The sequence below is a fragment of the Cellulomonas wangleii genome (assembly GCF_018388445.1).
In the GTDB taxonomy this organism is placed as follows: domain Bacteria; phylum Actinomycetota; class Actinomycetes; order Actinomycetales; family Cellulomonadaceae; genus Cellulomonas; species Cellulomonas wangleii.
Genome location: NZ_CP074405.1, coordinates 3,859,634 through 3,885,146, shown reverse-complemented (window position 1 = coordinate 3,885,146; position 25,513 = coordinate 3,859,634). Strand labels below are relative to the sequence as shown.

The 25,513-nt window shown below is 75.9% G+C and carries 25 protein-coding genes; 9 read left to right on the top strand and 16 right to left on the bottom strand.

The genetic code is table 11. From position 1 onward, the window contains the following. Positions 1-88: 88 nt before the first annotated feature. From KG103_RS17745 to KG103_RS17730, 4 genes are read left to right on the top strand one after another with little or no spacing between them, the layout of a single operon-like run. Positions 89-754 (top strand): hypothetical protein, encoded by a 666-nt coding sequence (locus KG103_RS17745; protein WP_207339792.1) that lies wholly within the window; start codon positions 89-91, stop codon positions 752-754. Further along, complete coding sequence (locus tag KG103_RS17740; RefSeq protein ID WP_207339791.1) at positions 751-1,056, top strand: transcriptional regulator; 306 nt, start codon at positions 751-753, stop codon at positions 1,054-1,056. The genes KG103_RS17745 and KG103_RS17740 overlap by 4 nt, the downstream gene beginning before the upstream one ends. Further along, positions 1,053-2,033, top strand: coding sequence for an ABC transporter ATP-binding protein (locus KG103_RS17735; RefSeq protein WP_207339790.1), 981 nt, complete (start codon positions 1,053-1,055; stop codon positions 2,031-2,033). The genes KG103_RS17740 and KG103_RS17735 overlap by 4 nt, the downstream gene beginning before the upstream one ends. Then, on the top strand, positions 2,030-2,824 hold the full coding sequence (locus tag KG103_RS17730; protein ID WP_207339789.1) for an ABC transporter permease: 795 nt from the start codon (positions 2,030-2,032) through the stop codon (positions 2,822-2,824). The genes KG103_RS17735 and KG103_RS17730 overlap by 4 nt, the downstream gene beginning before the upstream one ends. A 44-nt stretch (positions 2,825-2,868) precedes the next feature. Here KG103_RS17730 and KG103_RS17725 read toward each other — a convergent pair whose 3' ends face one another. The 5 genes from KG103_RS17725 to KG103_RS17705 form a co-directional block, all read right to left on the bottom strand. Next, on the bottom strand, positions 2,869-3,198 hold the full coding sequence (locus tag KG103_RS17725) for a hypothetical protein (RefSeq protein ID WP_207800104.1): 330 nt from the start codon (positions 3,196-3,198) through the stop codon (positions 2,869-2,871). Then, complete coding sequence (locus KG103_RS17720; RefSeq protein ID WP_207339788.1) at positions 3,195-4,154, bottom strand: SPFH domain-containing protein; 960 nt, start codon at positions 4,152-4,154, stop codon at positions 3,195-3,197. The genes KG103_RS17725 and KG103_RS17720 overlap by 4 nt, the downstream gene beginning before the upstream one ends. A 95-nt stretch (positions 4,155-4,249) precedes the next feature. Beyond that, positions 4,250-6,781 (bottom strand): heavy metal translocating P-type ATPase, encoded by a 2,532-nt coding sequence (locus KG103_RS17715; protein ID WP_256439595.1) that lies wholly within the window; start codon positions 6,779-6,781, stop codon positions 4,250-4,252. Then, entirely contained in the window at positions 6,778-7,008 is a 231-nt protein-coding gene (locus KG103_RS17710; protein WP_207339787.1) for a heavy-metal-associated domain-containing protein, read from the bottom strand. Before KG103_RS17710 ends, KG103_RS17715 begins: the two co-directional genes overlap by 4 nt. A gap of 124 nt (positions 7,009-7,132) precedes the next feature. After that, complete coding sequence (locus KG103_RS17705) at positions 7,133-7,513, bottom strand: metal-sensitive transcriptional regulator (protein WP_372434861.1); 381 nt, start codon at positions 7,511-7,513, stop codon at positions 7,133-7,135. A gap of 137 nt (positions 7,514-7,650) precedes the next feature. Here KG103_RS17705 and KG103_RS17700 point away from each other — a divergent pair, with 137 nt between their 5' ends. Together KG103_RS17700 and KG103_RS17695 are read left to right on the top strand one after the other, a co-directional pair. After that, positions 7,651-8,109, top strand: a complete 459-nt coding sequence (locus tag KG103_RS17700) for an RrF2 family transcriptional regulator (protein ID WP_207339786.1) — start codon at positions 7,651-7,653, stop codon at positions 8,107-8,109. A 179-nt stretch (positions 8,110-8,288) separates the two neighbouring features. Beyond that, positions 8,289-9,278, top strand: a complete 990-nt coding sequence (locus KG103_RS17695; RefSeq protein WP_207339785.1) for a sulfite exporter TauE/SafE family protein — start codon at positions 8,289-8,291, stop codon at positions 9,276-9,278. Between the two features lie 144 nt (positions 9,279-9,422). Here the strand turns inward: KG103_RS17695 and hemL are convergent, their stop codons facing one another. From hemL to hemE, 6 genes are all read right to left on the bottom strand, one after another. Next, positions 9,423-10,802: a glutamate-1-semialdehyde 2,1-aminomutase gene (gene hemL / locus KG103_RS17690; RefSeq protein ID WP_207339784.1), complete on the bottom strand. Its 1,380-nt coding sequence runs from the start codon at positions 10,800-10,802 to the stop codon at positions 9,423-9,425. Continuing rightward, a complete protein-coding gene (gene hemB, locus KG103_RS17685; protein WP_207339783.1) occupies positions 10,802-11,794 on the bottom strand; it encodes a porphobilinogen synthase in 993 nt (330 codons plus the stop codon). Before hemB ends, hemL begins: the two co-directional genes overlap by 1 nt. After that, positions 11,791-12,795 carry a uroporphyrinogen-III synthase gene (locus KG103_RS17680; protein ID WP_207339782.1) on the bottom strand — a complete coding sequence of 335 codons (1,005 nt, stop codon included), beginning with the start codon at positions 12,793-12,795 and terminating at the stop codon, positions 11,791-11,793. The genes hemB and KG103_RS17680 overlap by 4 nt, the downstream gene beginning before the upstream one ends. Next, positions 12,792-13,820, bottom strand: coding sequence for a hydroxymethylbilane synthase (hemC, locus tag KG103_RS17675; protein ID WP_207339781.1), 1,029 nt, complete (start codon positions 13,818-13,820; stop codon positions 12,792-12,794). The genes KG103_RS17680 and hemC overlap by 4 nt, the downstream gene beginning before the upstream one ends. Positions 13,821-13,999: 179 nt before the next feature. After that, the gene (locus tag KG103_RS17670) at positions 14,000-15,631 is read right to left on the bottom strand and encodes a protoporphyrinogen/coproporphyrinogen oxidase (RefSeq protein ID WP_207339780.1); all 1,632 of its coding nucleotides are present in this window, start codon (positions 15,629-15,631) and stop codon (positions 14,000-14,002) included. Further along, positions 15,628-16,713: a uroporphyrinogen decarboxylase gene (gene hemE / locus KG103_RS17665; protein WP_207339779.1), complete on the bottom strand. Its 1,086-nt coding sequence runs from the start codon at positions 16,711-16,713 to the stop codon at positions 15,628-15,630. The genes KG103_RS17670 and hemE overlap by 4 nt, the downstream gene beginning before the upstream one ends. 8 nt (positions 16,714-16,721) lie before the next feature. Here hemE and KG103_RS17660 point away from each other — a divergent pair, with 8 nt between their 5' ends. Together KG103_RS17660 and KG103_RS17655 are read left to right on the top strand one after the other, a co-directional pair. Then, the gene (locus KG103_RS17660) at positions 16,722-18,011 is read left to right on the top strand and encodes a glutamyl-tRNA reductase (RefSeq protein WP_207799999.1); all 1,290 of its coding nucleotides are present in this window, start codon (positions 16,722-16,724) and stop codon (positions 18,009-18,011) included. 117 nt (positions 18,012-18,128) lie between these two features. Then, positions 18,129-18,668, top strand: coding sequence for an SRPBCC family protein (locus KG103_RS17655; protein ID WP_207339778.1), 540 nt, complete (start codon positions 18,129-18,131; stop codon positions 18,666-18,668). Positions 18,669-18,779: 111 nt separating this feature from the next. Here the strand turns inward: KG103_RS17655 and KG103_RS17650 are convergent, their stop codons facing one another. The 5 genes from KG103_RS17650 to purB form a co-directional block, all read right to left on the bottom strand. Then, on the bottom strand, positions 18,780-19,121 hold the full coding sequence (locus tag KG103_RS17650) for a transcriptional regulator (RefSeq protein WP_207339777.1): 342 nt from the start codon (positions 19,119-19,121) through the stop codon (positions 18,780-18,782). Then, complete coding sequence (locus tag KG103_RS17645) at positions 19,111-19,566, bottom strand: hypothetical protein (RefSeq protein WP_207339776.1); 456 nt, start codon at positions 19,564-19,566, stop codon at positions 19,111-19,113. The genes KG103_RS17650 and KG103_RS17645 overlap by 11 nt, the downstream gene beginning before the upstream one ends. Positions 19,567-19,644: 78 nt before the next feature. Then, positions 19,645-21,693: a thioredoxin domain-containing protein gene (locus tag KG103_RS17640; RefSeq protein ID WP_207339775.1), complete on the bottom strand. Its 2,049-nt coding sequence runs from the start codon at positions 21,691-21,693 to the stop codon at positions 19,645-19,647. A 227-nt stretch (positions 21,694-21,920) separates the two neighbouring features. Next, complete coding sequence (locus tag KG103_RS17635; protein WP_207800081.1) at positions 21,921-22,775, bottom strand: hypothetical protein; 855 nt, start codon at positions 22,773-22,775, stop codon at positions 21,921-21,923. A 207-nt stretch (positions 22,776-22,982) separates the two neighbouring features. Further along, the gene (gene purB, locus KG103_RS17630) at positions 22,983-24,431 is read right to left on the bottom strand and encodes an adenylosuccinate lyase (protein ID WP_207339773.1); all 1,449 of its coding nucleotides are present in this window, start codon (positions 24,429-24,431) and stop codon (positions 22,983-22,985) included. A 295-nt stretch (positions 24,432-24,726) separates the two neighbouring features. Here purB and KG103_RS17625 point away from each other — a divergent pair, with 295 nt between their 5' ends. After that, on the top strand, positions 24,727-25,506 hold the full coding sequence (locus tag KG103_RS17625) for a hypothetical protein (RefSeq protein ID WP_207339772.1): 780 nt from the start codon (positions 24,727-24,729) through the stop codon (positions 25,504-25,506). Positions 25,507-25,513: the final 7 nt, after the last annotated feature.

Here is a 25,513-nt window from a genome sequence, read left to right as displayed (position 1 = left end):
GGTGTGTCCCGGCCCGGCCGTCCCGGCCACGCACCCGCACGAGAGCGGGTCTTGACCGCAGAGCGCCCGCAGGTGCAAAGTGGTTTGCATGACAAACTCGAACGACGACGCGCGGAGGTCCGCCGCGCCGGACGCACCCGACGACGACACCCCGCCCGACCCCCGCGAGGGGCTCGCGATCGTCGCCGCCCAGCAGCGCCGCGTGCGCGACTCCGACGTCGACGACCGCGTGCTCTTCGGCGTCTGGGGCGTCGCCTGGCTCCTGGGCTACGGCGCGCAGTGGTGGACCGCCACCACGTCGCCCACCCGCACGGCCACCGGAGTCGGCGGCCTCGTGTTCGGCGTGCTGGCGATCGCCGGGCTCGTGGTCACGCTCGTCCACGTCACGCGGGCCACCCACGGGCTCGCCGGCACCAGCCGCCAGGTCGGTGCGATGTACGGCTGGGCCTGGATGCTGGGGTTCGTCGGCCAGGGCCTGCTCGTCGCGGGCGTCGTGCGCGCCGACGCGAGCCCGGTGGTCGTCACCGTCGTCGCCAACGGGGTCGCCTGCCTGGTCGTCGGCCTGCTCTACATGGCCGGGGGCGCATTGTGGCGCGAGGTGTCGATGTACGTCCTCGGCGGCTGGATGATCGTCACCGCGGCGGCCGCCGGCCTGGTCGCCATGCCCGCCGGCTACCTCGTCATGTCGGTGGCCGGCGGCGGCGGGATGCTCGTCGGCGCGGGCCTGGCCGCGGTGCGACGGCGGCGCGCATGAGCGAGGTCGATCTCGACCCCGTCATCCACTCGGCGTCCCGGCTGCGGGTCGTCGCCACCCTCGCCGCCCTCGACCGCGGCGACCGGGTCTCCTTCCCCCGGCTGCAGAAGCTGCTCGACATGACCGCCGGGAACCTGTCCACGCACCTGCGGCGCCTCGAGGACGCCGGGTACGTCACCCAGACCAAGACGCACGTCGGCCGGACCCCGGCGACGTACGTGGAGCTGACCCCCGCCGGACGGCTCGCGTTCGAGCGGTACACGCAGACCCTCACGGAGCTGCTCAAAGGAGCGCAGGAATGAGCACCGACACCCCACCCCCCGTGCTCGTCGAGCACGTCACGCGGCGCTTCGGCGCCGTCACCGCGCTCGACGACGTCAGCCTGCGTGTCGACGCGGGCGAGATCGTCGGCCTGCTGGGCCCCAACGGCGCCGGCAAGACGACCCTGCTGTCGCTGGTCGCCGGGCTGCGCACCCCGGACGAGGGCACCGTCCGCCTCTTCGGCGCCGACCCCCGCGACCCCGCCGCGCGCACCTCGCTCGGCACCACGCCGCAGGAGACGGGCCTGCCGGAGACGCTGAAGGTCCGTGAGGTCATCGACTTCGTCGCCGGGCACTTCGCCGACCCCATGCCCCGCGACGAGGTCATGGCACGGTTCGGCCTCACCGAGCTGGCCGACCGGCAGACCGGTGCGCTGTCCGGCGGGCAGAAGCGCCGGCTCGCCGTCGGGCTGTCCCTCGTCGGCCGCCCGCGCCTCGTGCTCCTCGACGAGCCGACCACCGGCCTCGACGTCGAGGCGCGGCACGTGCTGTGGCAGGCGCTGCGCGACTACCACGCCGACGGCGCCACGGTCATCGTCACCAGCCACTACCTCGAGGAGATCGAGGCGCTGGCCCAGCGCGTCGTGGTCGTCGGGAGCGGGCGGGTGCTGGCCGACGACACCCTGCCGCACGTCCTCGACCTGGTCGCCGTCCGGCGGGTGACGCTCACCGTCGCCGGCCCGGTCGCCGGCCTCGCCGCGCTGCCGGGCGTGCACGAGGTGACCGGGACCAGCGAGGTCCCGGGAGGCACGCGGGTCACCCTCGTCGCGTCCGACGCCGACGCCGCCGTGCGCGCGCTCGTCACCGCGGGCGTGCCGTTCGCCGACCTCGAGGTGCGCGGCGCGTCCCTCGAGGAGGCCTTCCTGTCCCTCACGACGCGCGACGCCGCCGTCCCGCCCGACGCACCCGCGCCGGCCGCCGCGGCCGCCGCACCCGCCCTCCCGGAGGTGGCCCGATGAGCACGACGACCCGCGCGGCCGTGCCGGCCCCGGCGCTGCGCCCCTGGGCGTCGCTCGCGTGGCTGCACACCCGCTACCAGTTCCTCGAGACCGTGCGCGTGCCGCTCGCGGTCATCGGCAACATGCTCTTCCCCGGCCTGGCGCTGCTGTTCTTCGTCGTGCCGCAGGGCGCGATCATGGCCGACCCCCTGGCGTCGACCGCGGCGATCGCGCAGCTCGGGACCTTCGCCATCATGTCGGCCTGCATGTTCACGCACGGCGCGGGCGTCGCGGAGGACCGGGCGCAGCCGTTCGACACGTTCGTCCGCACGCTGCCCGCGCGGCCCGGCCCGCGGCTCGCCGGGCGCGTCCTCAACGGGCTGCTGTGGGCGTACCTCGCGCTCGTGCCGCTGGTGCTCATCGGGGTGCTGCTCACGTCGGCGACGCTGACGCCCGCGCGCGCGCTCGGTGCCGTGGCCATGGTCGCGGGCGTCGCGGTGCCGTTCACGCTGCTCGGCATGGCGATCGGGTTCTCCATGTCGACCAAGGCGGCGCTGGCCGTCACGCAGTGCGTGCTGTTCCCGCTCGCGTTCGCCGGCGGGGTCTTCATGCCGCCCGAGGTCTTCCCCGGCTGGCTCGACGCGATCTCGCAGGCCCTGCCGTCGCGGGCCGCGCGCGACCTCATCGTGCAGGTCACCACGGGTGTCGAGGGCAGCCCGGCGGCGCTGCCGGTGCTGCTCGCCTGGACGGCCGTCCTCGCGGCGCTCGCCGTCGCCGCCGTCCGCTCGGACGAGGGGCGTCGTTTCCGCTGACGGCTGCCGCGCCGACGCCCCTCGCCCGGGGCGTCGGCGCCGCGTCACGGCGTCGAGCGCGGCCGCCCGCGGCGCGGCGGGGCGCCGGCCGCGTCCGGCATGCGTCCGGCGTCCTGCAGCGCGCGGCGCAGCAGCAGGTCGATCTGCGCGTTGACGCTGCGCAGGTCGTCCGCTGCCCACTTGGCCAGCGCGTCGTGCACCGCGGGGTCGAGCCGCAGCAGCACCTGGCGCCGCTCGCGACGGGCCGGACGCGCGCCGTCGTCGCCCCCCACCCCGGGTGGGCCAGGGGCCGGTCCGGCCCCGGTCGGCGCAGCCCTCTGCTCGCCGTCCGGGGCCTCGCGCCCCTGCGCCCCCGCGGGCTCGTCGACCGTCACGCGTAGAGCGACCCGGTGTTGATGACGGGTGTCGCGCGGGACTCGCCGCACAGCACGACCAGCAGGTTGGACACCATCGCGGCCCGGCGGTCGTCGTCCAGCGTGACCAGACCGTCCGCCTCGAGCCGACCCAGTGCGCCCTCGACCATCGACACCGCACCCTCGACGATGCGCTCGCGGGCGGCGATGATCGCGCCTGCCTGCTGGCGCTGCAGCATGGCCTGGGCGATCTCCGGGGCGTACGCGAGGTTGGAGATGCGCGCCTCGATGACCTCGAGGCCGGCGATGACGACGCGGGCCGCGACCTCGGCCGCGATCTCCGCGGAGACGACGTCGGTGGCACCGCGCAGCGAGTTCTCGCCGTCGTCCGCGTGGTCGTACGGGTGCGACATCGCGACGTGGCGCAGCGCGGACTCGGACTGCACGCGCACGAAGTCGGCGTAGTCCTCGACCGCGAACGTGGCCTTGGCGGTGTCGGCGACCTGCCAGACGACGATGGCCGCGATGTTGATCGGGTTGCCGTCCGCGTCGTTGACCTTGAGCTCGTTGGTCTCGAAGTTGCGCACGCGCACCGACACGTTCTTGCGGAACGTCAGCGGCACGGTGAGGACGAGGCCGGTGCGCCGGATGGTGCCGATGTAGCGGCCGAAGAACTGCACCACGCGGGTCTGCCCGGGGCTGATGACGGCGATGGAGGTGAGCAGCACCACCCCGAGGACGAGGGTGGCGATGCCCAGGACGCCGTACCAGTTCTGCCCGGTGATGTCGGCGACGATGAACAGCGGGATCGAGGCGGCGAGCCCGGTCAGTGCCAGCAGGGCCACGAACGCCGCCGGGCCGGGGCCGAGCGCCCAGGCGTCGCGCTCGACGACGTCCACCCGGGCGCCGTCGTGCCCGACCGGGCGACCGCTCGGGTCCCCCCCGACGGAGTCCTGCGGCGGTGCGGTGTCGGGCATGGTGACCTCCAGGGGACGACGAAGCGCTGGTGCGCTATCAAAGTGATAGCACTTTACCACCCGACCGCCCGTCGTGGGGTCCCTCGGGCGCCCGGTCAGGCGAACCGGCGCAGCCGCAGCGAGTTGGTCACCACCAGGACCGACGAGAACGCCATGGCGGCGCCCGCGATCATGGGGTTGAGCAGGCCGAGGGCAGCGAGCGGGATCGCCGCGACGTTGTACGCGAACGCCCAGAACAGGTTCTGCCGGATGATCCGCAGCGTGCGCCGCGACAGCCGGATCGCCTGCGGCGCCGACGCGAGGTCCCCGCGCACCAGCGTGAGGTCCGCCGCCTCGATGGCGACGTCCGTGCCGGTGCCCATGGCCAGCCCCAGGTCGGCCGTGGCGAGGGCCGCGGCGTCGTTGACGCCGTCACCGACCATCGCGACGCGCGCGCCGCCGGCCTGCAGCCGCTCGACCGCCGCGACCTTCTCGTCCGGGAGCACCTGCGCGACGACGTCCTCCTCGGCGATGCCGACCGCACGGGCCGTCGCCAGGGCAGCGCCCCGGTTGTCGCCCGTCAGCAGCACCGGGCGCAGGCCGAGCGCACGCAGGTCGCGCACGGCCTGCACCGACGTCGGCTTCACCGGGTCCCGCAGCACCAGGACACCGCGGGCGCGGCCGTCCCACGCGGCGACGACCGCCGTCGCACCGTCCGCCTCCGCCGCGGCGACCGCGTCGGCCACGTCGGCGGTGCGCACGCCCTGCTCGTCGAGCCAGCCGAGCCGGCCCACCAGCACGCGGCGCGCGAGCCCTACCCCGCTGTGCGCGGTGCGGACCACGCCGCTGACGCCGCGGCCGGCGTCGGCGCGGAACTCCCGCACCTCGTCGGCCCCGACGGCCACGCCGTCGGCACCCACGGTGTCGGCACCCACGATGTCGGCACCCACCGTGTCCCCGGCCACCTCCCCGGCAACCCCAGTGGGGGCGTCCGCGATCGCCCGGGCGATCGGGTGCTCCGCGAGCCGCTCGACGGCGGCGGCGAGCCGACGGACCTCGGCCGCCTCCTCACCCGCCGCGGGCACGACGTCGACCAGGGCCATGCGGCCGGCCGTGACCGTGCCCGTCTTGTCGAGCACGACGGTGTCGACGCGCCGCGTCTGCTCGAGGATCTCCGGACCCTTGATGAGGATGCCGAGCTGCGCGCCGCGCCCCGTGCCGACCAGCAGGGCGGTCGGCGTGGCCAGCCCCAGGGCGCAGGGGCACGCGATGATCAGCACGGCGACCGCCGCGGTGAACGCCGCCTGCACGCCGCCGCCGGTCGCGAGCCACACGAGCAGCGTGCCCACGGCGATGACCAGCACGACGGGCACGAAGACGGCCGAGATCCGGTCGGCCAGCCGCTGCACGGGCGCCTTGCCGGTCTGCGCGTGCGCGACCAGCCGCCCGATCTGCGCCAGCCGGGTCTCCTCGCCCACGCGCGTGGCCCGGACCACCAGGTGGCCGGACGTGTTGACGGTCGCGCCGGTGACCTCGTCGCCCGGCCCGACGTCGACGGGCACGGGCTCACCGGTCAGCAGCGACGTGTCGACCGCGCTGCTGCCGGACACCACGACGCCGTCCGTGGCGACCTTCTCGCCCGGGCGCACGGCGAACTCGTCGCCGACGCCCAGGGTGCCGACCGGCACGCGGCGCTCGACGCGCCGCCCGTCCGGGCCGGTGACCAGCAGCGCGACGTCCTTCGCGCCCAGGTCGAGCAGCGCGCGCAACGCGTCGCCCGCCCGGCGCCGCGACCGGTGCTCGGCGTACCGGCCGGCCAGCAGGAACGTGGTGACGACGGCCGCGACCTCGAAGTAGAGCTCCGGCATGCCCCCGCCGTGGCCCGCGTCGGCGGCGGGGAACAGCGTCGGGGTCATGCGCATCCCGAGCTCGCCCGCGCCGCCCAGCAGCAGCGCCCACAGCGACCAGGCGGTCGCCGCGACGACACCGATGGACACGAGCGTGTCCATGGTCGACGCCCCATGGCGTGCGGCGCGGTAGGCCGCCCGGTGGAACGGCCAGGCCGCCCACGTGGCCACCGGCAGCGCGAGGGCCGCGACCAGCCACTGCCAGCCGCGGAACTGCGTCGCGGGGACCATGCTCAGCACGAGGACGGGCACGGTCAGCACCGCGGCCACGCGCAGCCGGCGGCGCAGGTCCGCGCCGCGGGTGTCGTCCGGCGCGGAGGTGTCGTCGTCGGGGTCGTGCTCCATGCCGGCGTGCTGCATGCCGGACAGGGCGTGCGCGACCTCGTCGTGGCCTGCGTGGTCGCCGTGCTCGGGGTGGTCCGCGTGGTCGCCGGACGGGTGGCCGGTGCCGCCGTGCGTCGTGCCCGGCCGCACCACGGGGTGGGCGTCGTACCCGGCCGCGCGCACGGCGGCGACCAGGTCGTCGACGGTCGGCGCCGGGGCGTCGTCCGTCGGTGCGACGTCGACGTGCGCGGTCTCCAGGGCGAGGTTCACCGTCGCGCTGGCACCCGGCACGCGGTTGAGCCGCTTCTCCACGCGCGCGACGCACGACGCGCACGTCATTCCCTCGATCGCCAGGTCGATGGCGGCGGCCGCGACGCCGTCGGGCGCAGCGGGCCCCCGGGCCGCGGGGGCACTCACAGCAGCGACCGGGTGGGTGTGACGGCGTACCCGGCCTCGGCCACGGCGGCGTCCACCGCCGCGGGGTCGAGCGGTGCGTCGGACGTGACGGTCACGGGGGACGAGCCGCCGGTGACGAGCTCGACGTCGACGCCGGTGACGCCGGGCAGCGCGGACAGCTCCTCGGTCACGGCGTTCACGCAGTGCCCGCACGTCATGCCGTCGACCCGGAAGGTGGTGGTGCTCATGGTGGTGCTCCTTCGACCTCGGTGGTCCGGTGCGGCGGGGGCCCGCGCGGGTGTGCGGCGAGCGGCCGGGCGGCCGGTGGGGTGGGGCCGTCCGTCCTGGTGGGGTGACGGGCGGCCGGGGGCTTCAGCTGCGGACGAGCCGTGCGATGGCGGCGGACGCCTCGCGGACCTTGGCGGCGCCCTCCTCGGGGGACTGGCGGGCCGCGTCGACGACGCAGTGGCTCAGGTGGTCCTCGACCAGGCCGATGCCCACGGCCTGCAGGGCCTTGGTCACCGCCGCGATCTGCGTGAGGACGTCGATGCAGTACACGTCCTCGTCGACCATGCGGGCGATCCCGCGCACCTGGCCCTCGACGCGGCGCAGCCGGCGCAGGTACTCGTCCTTGGCGGGCGTGTACCCGTGCACCGGTGACCCGGTCTCCCCGGGGGTCGCGGGTGCGTCGACGTCCGCGGGGTGCGGGGCCGTGGGGGCCGTCGCCTGCGTGTCGGTCGGTGTCGTCGTCACGTGCACCCCAACACGGTACCCCTGGGGGGTATTCCCGTCGGGTCCGTCCCGCCGACGGCACGCCCGTCGACCGCTCTCACCCGACCGCGCGACCGGTGCTGCCCCGCCCGGCCGCCGTCCCGGGGCAGAATCGCGCCATGCGGGTCTCGGCGAAGGCGGACTATGCGGTGCGGGCGTGCGCCGAGCTGGCGAGCAGGCCGGGCGGTGAGTCCGTCACGAGCGACGCGCTCGCCGCGGGCCAGGACATCCCCACCAGCTTCCTCGAGCGGATCATGGGCGACCTGCGCCGCGGCGGCATCGTGACGAGCGTGCGCGGGCGGGCCGGTGGCTACCTGCTGGCGCGGCCGGCCGAGGAGATCACGCTCGCGGACGTCATCCGGGCCGTCGACGGCCCGTTGGTCACGGTGCGTGACGTGCGTCCCCCGGGGCTGACGTACGAGGGCTCGGCGACCGCGCTGCTCGAGGTCTGGGTCGCGCTGCGGACCTCGGTGCGCGACGTGCTCGACGTCGTGACGCTGGCCGACGTGGTGCGCCGCGACCTGCCCGAGTCGGTCCACCGGCTCGCCGCCCGTGAGGACGCCTGGCAGAACCCCTGACGGGGCCCTGGGCAGAATGCGGCCCGACGCGACGTCCGCGCTACGAGACGTCGTCTCGCGATGCGGATGGGTCTTGTAACCCGAGCACTCGGGTCGGAATTATCGGGCTGGTACGCAGCACGTCCGATACGTCCGATCCCACCCCGGCGCTCCGCCGGGCCGCTCCCGAGGTGGTCCCCGTGCCCGCGATCGTCCTGCTCGCCCTCGTCGGGCTCGCCGCCCAGCTCGTCGACGGAAGCCTGGGCATGGCCTACGGCGTGACGTCCACGACGCTGCTGCTGGCCATCGGCACCAACCCGGCCGCCGCGTCCGCGACGGTCCACCTCGCCGAGATCGGCACGACGCTCGCGTCGGGCGTCTCGCACTGGAAGTTCGGCAACGTCGACTGGAAGGTCGTCCTGCGGGTCGGCGTACCCGGTGCGATCGGGGCGTTCGCCGGGGCGACGGTCCTGTCGAACCTGTCCACCGACGCCGCCAAGCCGGTGATGTCCCTGATCCTGCTCGGCCTCGGCGTCTACCTGCTCGTCCGGTTCACGCTCAAGGGCCTGCGCACCGACCGCCTGCACCTGCCCCTGCGCTCGCGGTTCCTCGCACCGCTCGGGCTGGTCGCCGGCTTCGTCGACGCGACCGGCGGCGGCGGCTGGGGGCCGGTCGGCACGCCCGCGCTGCTCGCCAGCGGCCGGCTCGAGCCGCGCAAGGTGGTCGGGTCGATCGACACCTCGGAGTTCCTTGTCGCGATCGCCGCGAGCCTCGGCTTCCTGCTCGCCATCGGCTCGCAGGGCATCGACTTCACGTGGGTCGCCGCGCTGCTCGTCGGTGGGCTCATCGCCGCACCCCTCGCCGCGTGGCTGGTCCGCAAGGTCCCGGGCCGCGTGCTCGGGTCCGCGGTCGGCGGCGTCATCGTCCTGACCAACACCCGCACGCTGCTGCGCTCCGACTGGGTCGGCGTGGGCGACACCCCGACCGAGCGCCTCGTGCTCGGCGCGATCGCGCTCGTGTGGATCGCCGCGATCACGTGGTCGGTCCGGGCGTACCGCCACGACCTGGCCGCCGGGCGCGGTGACATCGTCGCGGTGGACCACGGCGCGGCCGGGCCGGGCGCCGAGCCGGCGAGTGTCGAGCCCGCCCTCGCCGCGGCCGACGCCGACCCGGCACCGCCGACCCGCTGACCTCGTCCCACCGTCGCCGGCGCACACGCCGGACGGACCCGCCACGAGACCGGGCTCAGGTCGCTCATCGACTGCGGTGAGCGACCTGAGCCCGGTCTCGTGCGTCCCGGGGCCTGAGGACGTGGACGCCTCAGCGCGGGTGGGTCACTCCGGACGGTCGGCGGTGGCCGCGGCCTGTGCCGCCGCCGGCAGCGCCTCCAGCACGCGGTCCAGCACCGACTCGTCGTGCGCGGCCGAGACGAACCACGCCTCGAACGCCGACGGGGGAGCCAGCACGCCCGCGTCGAGCAGCGCGTGGAAGAACGGTGCGTACCGCCAGTGCTCCGACGCCTGGACCGCGGCGTAGTCGCGCGCGCCCTCGGTCGCGGCCCGCTCGCCGAACACGATGCTGAACAGGCTGCCCGCCCACTGCAGGGCGTGCGGCACACCGGCCTCGGCCAGTGCGCCCGTCACGGCCCGGCGCAGGTGCGCGGACGCGGCGTCGACCCGCGCGTACACCTCGGCGTCGGCCAGCCGCAGCGTCGCCAGGCCGGCCGTGGTGGCCACCGGGTTCCCCGAGAGGGTCCCGGCCTGGTAGACGGGCCCGAGCGGCGCGAGCTGCTCCATGATGTCCGCGCGTCCGGCGACCGCGGCCACGGGCAGCCCGCCGCCGATGACCTTGCCGAACGTCAGCAGGTCCGGCGCCCACTGCTCGGAGGCACCCTCCAGGCCCCACCAGCCAGCACGGCCGACACGGAACCCGGTGAGCACCTCGTCCTGGATCATCACGGCGTCGTGGTGCTGGGTGATGCGGCGCAGCTCACGGTTGAAGCCGGGCAGCGGCGGGACGACGCCCATGTTGGCCGGCGCGGCCTCGGTGATGACGGCGGCGATGGACGACCCGTGCTCGTCGAAGGCGGCCTGCAGCGCCTCGAGGTCGTTGTAGGGCACGACGATCGTCTCGGCCGCGACCGCGGCGGTGACGCCCGCGGACCCGGGCAGCGCGAGCGTCGCGACGCCCGAGCCGGCCTGCGCGAGCAGCGCGTCCACGTGCCCGTGGTAGCAGCCGGCGAACTTCACGACCTTGTCGCGGCCCGTCCACGCGCGCGCCAGGCGCAGCGCCGTCATCGTCGCCTCGGTGCCGGTCGAGACCAGCCGCACCCGCTCCGCCACCGGCACGCGGTCACGGATCTCGTCGACCAGCTCGACCTCGGTCGTCGTCGGGGCGCCGAAGCCCAGACCGCGCGCGGCCGCCTGCTGCACCGCCTCGACCACCTGCGGGTGCGCGTGGCCGACGAGCGCCGGCCCCCACGACCCGACGAGGTCCACGTAGTCGCGGCCCTCCACGTCCGTCACGTACGCACCGCGCGCCGAGGCCAGGAACCGCGGCGTGCCGCCGACGGACCCGAACGCGCGCACGGGCGAGTTCACCCCGCCGGGGATCACCGCCGTGGCGTGCGCGAACGCCTCCGTGCTGCTGGCGGTCCAGGTCGGGCCGTCCGCGGGGGCGGGACCACCTGCGACGTCGTCCTCCACCTGCGTCATCACCGCTCCTCTGCCAGCCAGCCGGCCAGCTCCGTCGCCCAGTACGTCAGGACGGCATCGGCACCGGCCCGGCGGATGCTGAGCACGGACTCCGTGACAGCACCCCGACGGCCGATCCACCCCTGCGCGGACGCCGCCTCGATCATCGCGTACTCGCCGGACACCTGGTACGCCCATACGGGCACCGTCGCCGTCGCCGCGACGTCCGCGAGCACGTCGAGGTAGGACATCGCGGGCTTCACCATGACGACGTCCGCGCCCTCGGCGATGTCGGTGGCGACCTCGCGCGCCGCCTCGCGGCGGTTGGCGGGGTCCATCTGGTACGTGCGGCGGTCACCGTCGAGCTGCGACTCGACGGCCTCGCGGAACGGCCCGTAGAACGCGGACGCGTACTTCGCCGCGTAGGCCAGCACGGCCACCTCGTGGTGCCCGGCGGTGTCCAGCGCGTCACGCACGGCCGCGGTCTGGCCGTCCATCATGCCGCTGAGCCCGAGCAGGTGGGCGCCCGCCTCGGCCTGCGCGAGCGCCATCGCGGCGTACCGCTCGAGCGTCGCGTCGTTGTCGACGACCCCCTGCGGGGTCAGCACGCCGCAGTGCCCGTGGTCGGTGAACTCGTCCAGGCACAGGTCCGCCTGCACGACCAGGGCGTCACCGACCTCCGCCACGACGTCGGCGATCGCGACGTTGAGCACGCCGTCCGGGTCCGTGGCGCCCGTGCCGAGCGCATCGCGGTGCGCGGGGACGCCGAAGAGCATGACGCCGCCCAGGCCCGCCTCGGCCGCGCGGGTCGCCTCGCGGCGCAGCGAGTCGCGCGTGTGCTGCTGCACGCCCGGCATCGAGGTGATCGGCCGCGGGGCGTCGAGACCCTCGCGGACGAACAGCGGCAGCACGAGGTCGGCCGGGTGCAGGCGGGTCTGCGCGGTCAGCCGACGCATCGCCGGCGTGCGGCGGGTCCGGCGGGGACGCAGCCGGCCGGGGGTGGGGGTCGTCACGGGGTGTCCTCCGTGGGGGTGACGGGTGCGGACGGGGGGACGGCGCCGGGCGTCGCGCCGGTGCCCACCACGTGGCGGGTGAGCGCGTCGACGAGGCCGGCGAGGGTCTGCTGGTCCGCGACCGCGTCGACGCGCAGCCCGCGGCGGCGGGCCTCGTCGGCGGTGCTGGGGCCGATGACGACGACGCGGGTGGCGGGCGGCGGCGTGCCGAGGTGGTCGAGCAGGGCCCGCACGCTGCTGGCGGACGTGAGCAGGGCCGCGTGGACGTCGCCGTCGGCCCAGGCGCGCGCGACGGCCGCGTCGGGCGGACCGGCGGGGGTGGTCCGGTACACGACGAGGTCGTCGACGGCCCACCCTGCGGCCCGCAGCCCGTCCGCCAGCGTGCCGGCGGCCAGGTCCCCGCGGGGGAACAGGACGCGGGGGCCGGTCGGGGCGTCACCGGGGCGCAGCGGCGGTGCGCCGGCGGCCGCGGCCAGCAGCGCGACGACCAGGTCCGCCGCGGTGGAGCGCACCGGGGGGACGACGTCGACGCGCACGCCCAGGGCCCGCAGCGCGCGCGCCGTGCCCGGGCCCACCGCGGCGACCCGGGCGCCGCCGCGCGCGACCAGGGCCGCGAGACCGTCGTCGTGGGCGGCGGCGCGGTCGGCCAGCACGGCGACGGCGGCCTGGCTGGTCACCGCGAGCCACGGGTACCAGCCGGCGCCGAGGGCGAGCAGGGCGTCGTCGAGGGGGCCCTGGTCGTCGACGGGTTGCGTGCGGACGAGGGGGACGACCACGGGCTCGGCGCCCGCGGCGCGCAGCGCGATCGCCGCCGGGCTGACGGCGGGGGCGAGCGCGTCGGGGGTGTCCGGGTGGCCCGCGGCGGACGCACCGGCCGCAGGGGCGGGGTCGAGCGGGGGCCGGGGGACCAGCACGCGCCACCCGTCGAGGGCACCGGCGGCGGCCGCACCCCTCGGCGCGTCGGCCGCGGGGCGGGCCGGGGTCGGGCCGTCGGCCGTCATCGCACCGGGCCGAGGGGTGCGAGGTCGGTGGCGCCGGCGTCCAGGAGGTCCTCGGCCAGCCGCCGACCGAGGGCGTCGGCCGCCGCGTCGTCGTCGGCCGGGCCGCGGGCGGCGAGGCGCAGGACGCGCGAGCCGTCGGGTGCGGCCACGACGGCGTCGAGCACGAGGGTGCCCGTCGTCTCGTCGAGCCGTCCCCAGGCGCCGATGGGTGCGGCGCACCCGGCCTCCAGGCGCGCCAGCACGGCGCGCTCGGCGACGACCGCCCGGCGGGTGGGGGTGTGGTCCAGCGCACGCAGCGCGGCGGCCAGCGCGGTGTCGCCGCCGGCGTCCGCGGCCCGGACCTCCACGGCCAGCGCGCCCTGCCCCGGCGCGGGCGCCAGGACGTCGGGATCGAGGGTCTCGCTCACGGCGTCGAGGCGTCCGAGCCGCGCCAGCCCGGCCGCGGCCAGGACCACCGCGTCGAGGTCGCCGCGGGGTGCGTCGGTGGCGACGCCGGGGTGCGGCGCCTCGGCGCCGATGTGCGCGCCGGTGGCGTGGGTGGTCGGGTCGAGCCCGCGGACGCGCCCCAGCCGGGTGCCGACGTTGCCGCGGATGTCGACCACGTCGAGGTCGGGGCGCAGCGCACGCAGCTGCGCGGCGCGCCGCGGGGACCCGGTGCCCACGCGCGCACCCGCCGGCAGCGTCGCCAGCGTGAGGCCGTCGCGGGCGCACAGGGCGTCGCGCGGGTCTTGCCGCGGGGGGACCGCGGCGATGACCAGCCCGTCCGCGGGGACCGTGGGCAGGTCCTTGAGCGAGTGCACGGCCACGTCGCAGCGGCCGTCGAGCAGCGCGTCGCGCAGGGCGGTGACGAAGACGCCGGTGCCGCCGATGGTGGCCAGGGACGCGCGGACGCGGTCGCCCTGGGTGCGCACGCGCACCGTCTCGACGGCGAGGCCGCCGAGGGCGGCGAGCGCGTCGGCGACGTGACCCGTCTGCGTGAGGGCCAGGGCGCTCGCGCGCGTGCCGACACGGACCTGCTGAGGCATGCGCCCAGTGTCGTCGTCGCGCGTGCGGATGTCGAAATGGCGAGCTCGTCGGTGCCCCTCCGCAGGTCCCCGTGGAATTCCGTCCGGGCGCCGTTCTGACAATTCGTCAGAACGTTTCCGAGGTGCTGCTCAGAATGTGACGCACGCCATTTCTCCGCGCTATTTCTGACAGGTCGTCATCACGCCGCGTCCGGTGGGGTGGGGGCCGACGGCGAGGGGTCGGTGCCGTCCACGACGGCGTCGTCCTCGACGCCCGTCGGCGCCTCGGTCGGCGGCTCGGTCGGCGGCTCCGGCGACGGTTCGGTCGACGGCTCGACCGGCGCCTCCGCCAGCAGCGCCGCCGCCGCGGCGCGCGCGTCCGGGACCACCGACGCCAGCCCGTTGCCCGCCGCCCACGCACCGCACACGGCGACGCCCGGCATGCCCGCCGCGGCCGCCCGCACCGCGGCGACCGCCGCCCGGTGCGCGGCGCTCGGCCGGGGCAGCGACTGCGTCCACCGCACCACCGCCGACCCGCGCAGCTGCGCGCGACCCAGGGGCACGCCGAGCAGGGTCGTGGCGTCGCGCAGCGCGAGGTCCACCAGGGCGGGGCCGTCCGGCAGCGCGTCCCGGTCCGGCGTCGTCGCCCCGTGGTCCCGGCCGTCCGCGCCGTCGGCCGGCGTGCCGCCCGCACGGCCGTAGGACAGGCGCACCACGTGCCGGCCCGGCCCGGCGGCGTCGGCCACCCAGGCCCACTTGGCCGTCGCGTGGGTCAGCGCCTTGGCCCGCACGTCGTCCACGCCCGGCCCCACCAGCACCCCGGTGCCGCGCGGTGCGGCGTCCAGCGCGGGCGCGTCGAGCACCAGCGTGACCAGGGTGACGGGGGCGCCGTCGTCGAGCCGCACGTCCCGCAGGTCGGCCCCGTCCAGCCCGTCCAGCACGCGCGCGGCACCGGGCGTCGCGACCGCCAGGCGCTGGGTGCGCAGGTCGCGTGACGGCCGGGGCGGGCGGTGCCGGTCCTGCGTCCCGACGACCAGCGTGCCGTCCGCCGCCCGCGTCACCGACTCCGCGCGCGTGCCGGTGAGCACCACGCCGCCGTGCGCGGTCACGTCGGCGACCAGCGCGTCGACCAGGCGGTGCACCCCGCCGGCGACGCCCTCGACCGCGCTGCCGGCCGGCGCGGACGCCCGCAGGCGACGCACCGCACGTGCCAGCGAGCCCCCGGCGGCGGCCCGGGCCTCGCGCAGACCCGGTGCGGCCGCATCGACGGCCAGGTCGTCCGGGTCGGCAGCGTGCACGCCGCCGACCACGGGGTGCACCAGCCGCGTCACCACGGCGCGACCCATGCGCGCGCGCACGAGCCCGCCCAGGGTCGTGGCCCGCGCCCCCACCCGTGCCGGCAGCACCAGGTCCAGCGCCGCCCGCAGCGCCCCGGCCGTCCCCAGCGTCCGCCGCACGTCGGGCGTCAGCGGGTACGCGGGGACGCCCAGCAGACCCGTGCGCGGCAGTGGCCCGTCACCGCTGGTCAGGTGCGTCCACGCGCCGCGCGGCTCGGGTGCGACGACGTCCTCGGCGAGCCCCAGGTCGGCGAGCAGCGCCGCCACGGAGCCGTTGCGGGTCGCGTAGGACTCGGCGCCCGCGTCGAGCCGCAGCCCGGCGACGTCGTGCCCGCGGACCGCGCCGCCGGGGGTGTCACGCTCGTCGAGGACGAGCGTGCGCAGCCCCGCGCGCGTCAGCTCACGCGCCGCCACCAGGCCCGCGACCCCGGCCCCGACGACGACGGCCTCCCACGCCGGCGCCCCCGTGAGCGGCCCCGACCCGCCGTCGGTCACAGCGAGTGGACCAGCTGCACGAGCCGCGTCAGCACGGTCGGGTCGGTGTCCGGCGGCACGCCGTGGCCCAGGTTCACCACGTGCGCGGGCGCGGCGGTCCCGCGGCGCACCACGTCCCGCACGTGCGCCTCGAGGACCTCCCAGGGCGCCGCCAGCAGGGCCGGGTCGACGTTGCCCTGCAGCGGTGTGCGACCGCCGAGCCGCGCCGAGGCCTCGTCGAGCGGCACCCGGTAGTCGACGCCCATGACGTCCGCACCGGCGTCCCGCATGGCGACGAGCAGCTCGCCGGTCCCGACGCCGAAGTGCACCGTGCGCACCCCCAGCGCACCGGCCTGCGCCAGCACCCGCGCCGACGCGGGAGCGCAGTGCGCCGTGTAGTCGGCCAGGGTGAGGGCGCCGGCCCAGGAGTCGAAGAGCTGCGCGGCGCTCGCCCCGGCGGTGACCTGGGCTGCGACGAACGCACCGGTGACCTCGGCCGTCCAGTCCATCAGCGCGGCCCACGCGGCGGGGTCGGCGTGCATGAGGCGCCGTGCCGCCAGGTGGTCGCGCGACGGGCCGCCCTCGACCAGGTACGCCGCCAGCGTGAACGGCGCCCCGGCGAACCCGACCAGCGGGGTGCTGCCCAGCTGGGACACCGTCCGCGCCACGCCCTCGGCGACCGGTGCCACGCGCTCGGCGTCCAGCGGGCCCAGGTCGCGCAGGCGGGCGACGTCGTCCACGGTGCGCACGGGCGAGGCGATGACCGGGCCCGTGCCGGGCACGATCTCGACGTCCACGCCGACCAGGCGCAGGGGCACCACGATGTCGGAGAAGAACACGGCGGCGTCGACGCCGTGGCGGCGCACGGGCTGCAGGGTGATCTCGGCGGCCAGGTCCGGGTCCAGGCACGCGTCGAGCATCGCGACGCCCGCGCGGGACTCGCGGTACTCCGGCAGGGACCGTCCCGCCTGGCGCATGAACCACACGGGCGGGCGCTCCGGGCGGTCCCCGGAATAGGCGCGCACGAGTGCGGAACCGGAGGTGCGGCCGTCGACGAGAGGATGGTGTGGGGGAAGACTCACGTGATCGATTGTGCCGGACATTTCTGAGGATGATTCAATCGGTTCCCGTGGTGCTCCTGTCGCTCGTCGCGAGCCACCACGACCTCGACCTGACCGTCCTGGAGCGTCTGCAGTCCGACGTCCACGCGGTCGGGCGTGAGCTCGTCGCCGCGACCAACGCCGTGTCCGGTGCCGTCGTGCTCGCGACGTGCAACCGGTTCGAGCTGTACCTGGACGTCGACGACACCGCCCACACCTCCCGTGCCCGTCGCGCCGTCGCGCAGGCGGTGGCCGCGCGGTCCGGGTACGACGTCGACGAGGTCGTCGAGCACCTGCGCCCGCTGGTCGGGGCCGACGCCGGGGAGCACCTGTTCGCGGTCGCGTCCGGCCTGGAGTCGATGGTGGTGGGGGAGCGGGAGATCGCCGGGCAGGTGCGGCGCGCGCTGACCACGGCCCGCAGCGACGGCACGACGACGTCGACGCTCGAGGCGCTGTTCCAGGCGGCGTCCCGGGCCTCACGGGCCGTCGAGGCCACCACCGGCCTCGGGTCGACCGGACGCTCGGTGGTCGGGGTCGCGCTCGACCTGGCCGCCGCCACCCTGCCGCAGGGCGACGACGGTGCGGACTGGGCGGCCGTGCGCTGCGTGCTCGTGGGCACCGGCTCCTACGCCGGGGCGAGCCTGGCTGCCCTGAAGGCCCGCGGCGTGCACGACGTGCGCGTGTACTCCCCGAGCGGCCGCGCGGGGCCGTTCGCGTCGGCGCGCGGTGTCGCGGCGCTGCCCGCCGGTGCCGACCTGCGCGACGAGCTGGCGCGCACCGACCTCGTCGTGGCGTGCTCGGGTGCCGCCGGCCCGGTGCTGGGTGTCGAGGCGCTGGCCGAGGCGCGCCGGGGCGTGACGCACCCGCTCACCGTGGTCGACCTGGCGCTGCGGCACGACGTGGACCCGGACGTCCGGTCGCTGCCGGGTGTCGCGCTGGTCTCGCTGCAGTCGGTGGCCGAGCACGCACCCGCCGAGCACGCGGCGCTCGGCCGTGCGCGCGAGGTGGTGCTGCAGGCGGCCCGGGACTTCGAGGCGGACCGCCGTGTGCGCGAGTGGGACCCGGCCGTGGTGGCCCAGCGCACCCGGGTGCTCGGGGGCCTGGAGGCCGCGCTCGACGCCCTGCCGCCGCAGGACCGCGACGAGGCCCGCGCGCGGTCGCTGCGCCGGCGCACCCGCGCCGCGCTGCACGGGCCCACGGTCGCGGCGCGCACCGCCGCGCGCGAGGGTGACGCCGCGGGGTACGCCCGCGCGCTGGCCGACCTCGCGGCCGTGCCGGTCCCGCAGGTGCCGTCCGCCTGACCGCGCGGGCACCGTCGCGTCGGTCCCGGCTCCTCACGTCCCGGCCCCGCGCGCGCTGCCACCGAACCCGCCGTAGCGTCGTCGGCGCACCATCCCCGACCCGCAGGAGGAGACGGCATGGCCACGATCGACGAGACGATCGACGTCGACGTCCCGGTCCGCACGGCGTACGACCAGTGGACGCAGTTCGAGGAGTTCCCGCACTTCATGGACGGCGTCAAGGAGGTCAAGCAGATCAGCGACACGCTGACGCGCTGGGTCACCGACATCCAGGGGGTCGAGCGTGAGTTCGACGCGGCGATCCGTGAGCAGCAGCCGGACGTGGTCGTCGCGTGGAGCAGCATCGACGGCACGACGCACTCCGGCCGTGTGACCTTCGAGCCCCTCGGGCCCGGGTCCACGCGGATCACGACGCACATCGAGTGGGAGCCGGGCTCGTTCAAGGAGAAGATCGGCGCCGCGGTGGGTGCCGACGACCGGCAGGTGAAGAAGGACCTGCACCGGTTCAAGGAGTTCATCGAGTCGCGCCGCACCGAGACCGGTGCCTGGCGCGGCGAGGTCGAGGGCGGGACCCCGGTCGACCGCGGCACCGCTGCGACCGGTGGCACCGCGTTCCCGGCCGGTACCCCGGTCGAGGGCGGCACGACGACTCCCTGACCTGCGCCGACGGCCCGGTCGCCCGCGTGGGCGGCCGGGCCGTCGTGCTGTCGGCGCGGCGCGATCCGTCCCGGTCGGGCCGCGACCGGGCCGCGATCGGGCCGCGCCGTGTCAGTGCACCGTGCCCTCGGTGATCGCCCGCAGGGCCGCCACGTGCGCGGAGAACGCGCGCCGGCCGGCCGGCGTGAGGCGCAGCCACGCCAGCCTGCGGGCGTCGTCGCGGCTGGCGGACGCCGCCTTGCGCACCTCCGCGTAGCCGGCCTCGGTGAGCACCTTGAGGTGCTTGGACAAGGTCGCGTCCGAGACCCCCACGGCGTCGCGGACGACGGAGAACTCGACCTGCTCGGTGGCCGCGAGCAGCCCGCACACCCGCAGCCGCACGGGCGCGTGCACGATCTCGTCGAACCGTGCGGCGGCGGTCCCGGGACCGGCGGGCTCGCGCTCAGCGGACACGGGCGAGCCGCTCCTGCGCGATCCTGTCGAGACGACGCCCGAGCAGGTACGTCAGGGCGCCGGCGGCCAGCGCGGGCAGCGCGACCCAGGGGTGCAGGTCGGCCGCCACGAGCCCGAACGACGTGCTGAGCAGCACGAGCAGGGCACCGATCAGCACGGCGAGCGTCCCACCGGCCGCCACCCCGCTCCCGGCCGGGCGCACGAGCCGGCGCTGCCGCAGGGCGGTGACCAGCACGAGGGCGCCGGCGAGGAGCGGGGTGAGCAGCCCGCTGCGGCGGTCGCCCAGCAGCGGCGCCACGACGAACACGGCGGCCAGCCCGGCCATGCCGGTGAGGTACCACGTCGGGGTCGTCACGTGCGGCGCGAGCGCGGTCCGGTCGGCGTCGAGGTGGGCGAGCAGCTCCTCGGCGCCGCGGGCGTCCGGGACCGGCGAGTGAGTTTCCATGTCGGAAACCCTACTCGGACTTTCCATGATGGCAAGACACTCGCCCATGCGGCGGCGCGGGCCGGGCACCGCCCGCGCTCAGGCGCGCAGCTGCTGCGTGAGGGCCTCGGCGTCGGTGGTCGGCCGCTCGCACACGAACCCTCGGCAGACGTACGCCGCCGGGCGCCCGTCGACGAGCGGCCGGTCGCGCAGCAGCGCGGGCGCGTCGGGGTCGAGGTGCGCGGGGTCGCCGAGCGTGACCACCAGCCCGGGTGCGGGTGCCGTGAGCGCCACCCGGTGCAGCGTGCGGGCGGCCGGGTCGTCGGGCGGGCCGACGACGGCGACCTCGCGGGGGCCGTCGAGCAGCGCCTCGGCCGTCGCCAGCGCCCAGCCCGCCGCCTGCGGGTAGCGCCCGGCCAGCCCCAGCGGTGCGCGCAGCGCGGCGAGCGCGGCCTCCCGCAGGGTCAGGTCGCCGGTGAGCGCGCCGAGAGTGACGAGCACCGCGGCGGCCGCCGCGGCACCGGAGGGGGTCGGGCCGTCGGTCGGGTCCTGGGGGCGCATCAGCGCGCCGAGCACGGAGTCGGTCTCGTCGTCGGCGGTGTCGAACAGCGCGCCGTCGTCGTCCCGGAAGTGGGCGAGCACCGTGGTCGTCAGGCGGTGCGCGCGGGCCGTCCACCCGTGCTCGCCGGTCACGGCGGCGAGCACGAGGTACCCGTCGGCCACGTCGGCGTAGTCCTCCAGGACGCCCGGCGCGTGGCCGGCGGTCCCGCCGCGCGAGGTCCGCACGAGCCGGTCCCCACCGGCGGGGTCGGTCCGCGTGTGGACGTCCGCGAGCAGCTGCGCGCAGTCCCGCGCCGCCGCCACCAGGTCGGGGCGGTCGAGCAGCGCGCCGGCCTCGGCCAGCGCGGCGACGGCCAGTCCGTTCCACGCGGTGACCACCTTGTCGTCGCGCGCGGGCCACGGTCGCGCGGCACGTGCGCGGCGGAGCCGGTCGCGCACGGCCGCGTACCGTGCGGCGTCGTCAGGGGCGCGCCGCAGCTGCAGCACCGACGCCCCGTGCTCGAAGGTCCCGTCGCGCGTCACGCCCAGCACGTCCGCCGCCCACGCGCCGTCGTCGTCACCCAGCGCGTCGCGCAGCTGCTGCGGCGTCCACGCGTAGAAGGCGCCCTCGCGGCCCTCGCTGTCGGCGTCGAGCGCGGACGCGAAGCCGCCCTCGGGAGTGCGCAGGTCCGCCAGCAGCCAGTCCGCGGTCTGCGTGGCGACGCGGCGGTACGTCGGCTCGCCGGTCAGGCGCCACGCGTGCAGGTACGCCCGCAGCAGCAGCGCGTTGTCGTACAGCATCTTCTCGAAGTGCGGGACGGTCCACGTCGCGTCCACCGAGTACCGCGCGAACCCGCCGGCCAGCTGGTCGTACATCCCGCCGCCGGCCATCGCGTCGAGCGTGCCGCGGGCCATGGCCAGCGCGTCGGCGTCCCCCGTGCGGGCGTGGTGCCGCAGCAGCCACTCGAGCGTCGTGGACGGCGGGAACTTCGGTGCCCCCCCGAACCCGCCGTGGTGCTCGTCGAAGGACGCGCCCAGCGCACCCAGCGCCCGGGCGGTGACGCGCTCGTCGACGTCATCTGCCGTCGGGGTGATCCCGTCGGTCGGAGGACGGCGTGCCAGCACACCGGCGATCGACGACGCGCTGCCGACGACCTCGTCGCGGCGGGTGGTCCACGCGGCGGCCAGCGCGGCCAGCACCTCCGGGAACGACGGCACCTGCCCCACCCGACGCGGCGGGAAGTAGGTGCCGCAGTAGAAGGGCTTGCCGTCGGGCGTGGTGAACACGGTCATGGGCCACCCGCCGGAGCCGGTCATGGCCTGGGTGGCGGTCATGTAGACCGCGTCGACGTCGGGCCGCTCCTCGCGGTCCACCTTCACGCACACGAAGTGCTCGTTCATGAAGGCTGCGGTCGCCGGGTCCTCGAACGACTCGTGCGCCATGACGTGGCACCAGTGGCACGCGGCGTACCCGACGGAGACCAGCAGCGGGACGTCCCGCCGGCGGGCCTCAGCGAACGCGTCGTCGCCCCACTCCCACCAGTCGACGGGGTTGTCGGCGTGCTGCAGCAGGTACGGGCTGCTGGCGGTGGCGAGGCGGTTGGGCACGGCTCCAGCCTGGGGCAGGCGGTGGGGGCGTGCGACCGGGGGGCACGAAAAAGCGCACCGGGCCTGGTCGGGGGGGAGGACCAGGCCCGGTGCGGTCTGTGGGCCGGACCCGTGAGGTCTGACCTGACCGGGGCGCTCCGTGGAGTGCCGCTCGGGTTCGTGCCGGTATGTCCAGTGATGCTACGCGATGACTGGGCTCCGTGGGTGAAAATTCATCGACCAGATTCTCACGAGTGGGCCCAGTCCCGCTGCTGGGCCGCCGGACCGGGCGCCCACGTGTGCGGGACCACCTGGTTCGTCTCGATGTCGGTGAGCTCGGCGGCGTAGACGATCGCCTCGTACACCCCGGCCTCGACCCGGTCGAGGTGCAGCCGCTCGGCCCGCTCGATGTCGTCGCCCAGGTGCGAGATGCGCGCGACGACGTACCGCTGCGCGTCCTGCCACTGGTCCACCACCCGCACGGACAGGCCGTTCCACCGCGCGGTCAGGTCGAGCTCGAACAGCTCGGTGACGTCCTCACGGGCCACGCGCCGGTACCAGCGGCCCGACGGCGACTGGTGGAAGCCCGTCTCCGCGAGCGGCGGGTTGGCCAGGGCGAGCACGACCGTGTGCCCGCCGTCGACGACGTCCGCCTCGAGGTACGCGCCGTGCCACTTGGCGACGGGCCCGACGCACCGGGACAGCGACGCGAGCGCCGGCCGGGGCGCCCCCAGCTGCGTGACCGTCCAGCCCGTGCCGACGTCGCCGTAGCGCGCGAGCAGGGTGGACGTCCCGTCGTCATGGACGCGGATGAGCTCGGCGCCCGGGGGGATGCGGGAGTGCCGCAGCCACCACAGCGGGACGATGTAGCCCGGCACGTCCCGGTACTGCAGCTGCGGGGACGACTCGAACCGCAGGATGTCGATGTACCGGTCGTACGGGCTGAACGGGGACCCGGGGTAGCCCAGGCCGTGCACCTCGAAGAGCTGGGCCGGGGTGGTCGCGAAGGCGACGTCCTCTGCGCGGACCACGTAACCGGCGATGCGGTCGTGACCCTGCGTGAGATGGGCGTGCGCCAGCGACGGTGTGATCGCCTTCTGCATCAGTGTCACGAGGGGGCTTCCTTGCCGGATCGGACGGAGGGGGAGGATTCCGACGACGCCGACGATTCTGACCCGCTTCAGGTCACATGTCCAGGCATCGAAACGTCTCGACAGGGATCGCTCCCACTCCGGAGGCCCTCGTTCGGCCGAACGGGTGACGCATCCGGGGGACGTACCGCCCTCGAACCGGACGAACCGGGCGCGATGCTACTCCAGGTGGGCGACGAGCGACGTCGCGAGTCCGGTGTACGTCGCGGGCGAGAGGTTTCGCAGCCGCTCGGTGACGTCGGCCGGAAGCCCGAGGCCGTCGACGAAGTCCCGCATGTCCTGCGCGGTGAGCCGGTGGCCGCGCGTCAGCTCCTTGAGCCGCTCGTACGGGTTGTCCATGCCCGGGACGCCCGCGACGGACGCCGCGCGCATCGCCGACTGCACGGCCTCGCCCAGCACCTCCCAGTTGGCGTCGAGCTCGCGGGCGAGCAGCGCCTCGTCCACCGACAGGGCCCGCAGCCCGCGCCGGACGTTGTCGATCGCGAGCAGCGAGTGCCCGAACGCCGGGCCGATGTTGCGCTGCGTGGTGGAGTCGGTGAGGTCGCGCTGCAGCCGGCTGGTGACGAGCGTCGAGGCGAGCGTGTCGAGCAGCGCGCACGAGATCTCGAGGTTCGCCTCGGCGTTCTCGAAGCGGATCGGGTTGACCTTGTGCGGCATCGTCGACGAGCCCGTCGCCCCCGCGACCGGGATCTGCGTGAACACGCCCCGGCTGATGTACGTCCACACGTCGGTGGCCAGGTTGTGCAGCACCCGGTTGAAGCGCGCGACGTCGGCGTAGAGCTCGGCCTGCCAGTCGTGCGACTCGATCTGCGTGGTCAGCGGGTTCCACGTCAGGCCCAGGTGCTCGACGAACGTGCGCGAGACCATCTGCCAGTCCGCGTCCGGCACCGCGGCCAGGTGCGCGCCGTACGTGCCCGTCGCGCCGTTGAGCTTGCCGAGGTACTCGTCGGACGCGATGCGGCGCAGCTGCCGACGCAGGCGGTGCGCGAGGACCGCGATCTCCTTGCCGAGCGTCGTCGGGGTGGCGGGCTGGCCGTGGGTCAGCGCGAGCATCGGGACGGCGGCGTGCTCGGCCGCCAGGGCCGCGACCTCGTCGCTCAGCGCGAGCGCCGCGGGGAACCAGACCTCCCGGACGGCGCCGCGCACCATGAGGGCGTAGGACAGGTTGTTGACGTCCTCGCTGGTCAGCGCGAAGTGGACGAGCTCGTTGACCTGCGGCAGCACGGTGTCGGGGCGCAGCGCCTCCGGGGCCGCGGCGATGCGGCGCTTGAGGAAGTACTCGACGGCCTTCACGTCGTGCACCGTCGTGCGCTCGATCTCCGCCAGCTCCGCGATCTCGGCCGCACCGAACGTCGCGACGACGTCGCGCAGGTACTGCTCCTCGTCGGGTGCGAGCTCCGGGGCGCCCGGGACCACGGCGTGCGACGTCAGGTGGATGACCCATTCGACCTCGACCTCGACGCGGGCCCGGTTGAGCGCCGCCTCCGAGAGGTGGTCGACGAGCGGCGCCACCGCGGGCCGGTACCGGCCGTCGAGCGGGCCGAGCGCGATCGGCGGGGTGACGTCGGCGAGGGGGACGCGGGTGGCGGGGGCGTCGTCGAGCGGCATGCGCTCAGTGTTTCAGAGGCGACGGTGCCGACGTGCGGGCGTCCGCGGGGCGTACGGACGCGCCGGACGGGTGACCGGGTCGGCTCGTCGCGCTCTTCCGGCCACGCCCCGCCCGCGCGGGGACCCGCCGGTGACGAGCGGTGGCTCGCGCTCGACGCGGCTACGGTCGAGGCGCGCGACGAGTCGGGACGCGTGCGCAGCAGATGCGCAACGAGGACAAGCCGATCCGCGCGAGGAGTGCTCGCATCGGGCCACGACTGCTGAACCGGAGGGTCGAGATCAGAAGGTCCGCACGATGAGATACGAGACGCGCAAGGTGGTGTTCGCGGCTGGTGCCGAGAAGATCAGGTGCGCGCGCCCCGGCCGAGTCCCGACCGACGACGACCTGGCACGTCTTGTCAGCAGCGGCGTGCGAGGCATCGACCTCGACGAGAGGACGACGGGTGACAGCCTCGAGTGGCTCGACGGGCTGTCCCTCGACGTGCTGACGATCGACTCGCGGCGCCCTGTGCCCAGGCTGCCGGCCAGGACGCTGGGACGTCTGCGGAGTCTCGACGTCACCAGCGGGGCGTCTCTGCGTGAGCCGGTCCGGTCCGGTGACCTGCTGCGACTCGAGCACCTGGCCGCCGACGAGGGTCACGTCACGGGGCCCTTGCGGGATGCTGCGCACCTGACCACGGTGCACCTGTCCCGCGTACGCACGCTGTCGATCGCGTTGCTGTGCCACCTCCCTCGTCTCCGGGTCGCGCGGGTGGAGGCCGACCGGTCGGTTCGGGACCAGGCGTTCGATCTGCGGCCCGCGTGCGGGCTGGATGCGCTCCGTGAGCTGTGGGTCGATGACGCGTGCCTCGTCTCGCTCGAGGGCGTTCAGGCGCTTCCGGCGCTCGAGGAGCTGGCGGTCCTGCCGCACGGGACGGTCGCCGGGCGGTCGCCGCTCGACCTGGGGCCGCTGGCCGCGGCCCGCGCGCTGCGGGTGATCCGGCTCCCGGGGCACGGTCAGCCGCTGCGTGGCGACGCGGCCGATGCACTGGCAGGACTGGAGAAGGTGGTCATGGACGGGGTCAGCCGGGGCTGACCGGGAG

Bases quoted from the DNA above. Each gene is read 5' to 3' on its own strand.
- KG103_RS17700 (WP_207339786.1), top strand. From the start codon at position 7,651: ATGCGGGTCTCGGCGAAGGCGGACTATGCGGTGCGGGCGTGCGCCGAG.
- hemL (WP_207339784.1), bottom strand. From the start codon at position 10,802: ATGACGCAGGTGGAGGACGACGTCGCAGGTGGTCCCGCCCCCGCGGAC.
- KG103_RS17645 (WP_207339776.1), bottom strand. From the start codon at position 19,566: ATGGAAACTCACTCGCCGGTCCCGGACGCCCGCGGCGCCGAGGAGCTG.
- KG103_RS17635 (WP_207800081.1), bottom strand. From the start codon at position 22,775: ATGCAGAAGGCGATCACACCGTCGCTGGCGCACGCCCATCTCACGCAG.
- KG103_RS17655 (WP_207339778.1), top strand. From the start codon at position 18,129: ATGGCCACGATCGACGAGACGATCGACGTCGACGTCCCGGTCCGCACG.
- KG103_RS17735 (WP_207339790.1), top strand. From the start codon at position 1,053: ATGAGCACCGACACCCCACCCCCCGTGCTCGTCGAGCACGTCACGCGG.
- KG103_RS17710 (WP_207339787.1), bottom strand. From the start codon at position 7,008: ATGAGCACCACCACCTTCCGGGTCGACGGCATGACGTGCGGGCACTGC.
- KG103_RS17745 (WP_207339792.1), top strand. From the start codon at position 89: ATGACAAACTCGAACGACGACGCGCGGAGGTCCGCCGCGCCGGACGCA.
- KG103_RS17740 (WP_207339791.1), top strand. From the start codon at position 751: ATGAGCGAGGTCGATCTCGACCCCGTCATCCACTCGGCGTCCCGGCTG.
- purB (WP_207339773.1), bottom strand. From the start codon at position 24,431: ATGCCGCTCGACGACGCCCCCGCCACCCGCGTCCCCCTCGCCGACGTC.
- KG103_RS17660 (WP_207799999.1), top strand. From the start codon at position 16,722: ATGATTCAATCGGTTCCCGTGGTGCTCCTGTCGCTCGTCGCGAGCCAC.
- hemE (WP_207339779.1), bottom strand. From the start codon at position 16,713: ATGTCCGGCACAATCGATCACGTGAGTCTTCCCCCACACCATCCTCTC.
- KG103_RS17680 (WP_207339782.1), bottom strand. From the start codon at position 12,795: ATGACGGCCGACGGCCCGACCCCGGCCCGCCCCGCGGCCGACGCGCCG.
- KG103_RS17625 (WP_207339772.1), top strand. From the start codon at position 24,727: ATGAGATACGAGACGCGCAAGGTGGTGTTCGCGGCTGGTGCCGAGAAG.
- hemC (WP_207339781.1), bottom strand. From the start codon at position 13,820: ATGCCTCAGCAGGTCCGTGTCGGCACGCGCGCGAGCGCCCTGGCCCTC.
- KG103_RS17730 (WP_207339789.1), top strand. From the start codon at position 2,030: ATGAGCACGACGACCCGCGCGGCCGTGCCGGCCCCGGCGCTGCGCCCC.
- KG103_RS17720 (WP_207339788.1), bottom strand. From the start codon at position 4,154: ATGCCCGACACCGCACCGCCGCAGGACTCCGTCGGGGGGGACCCGAGC.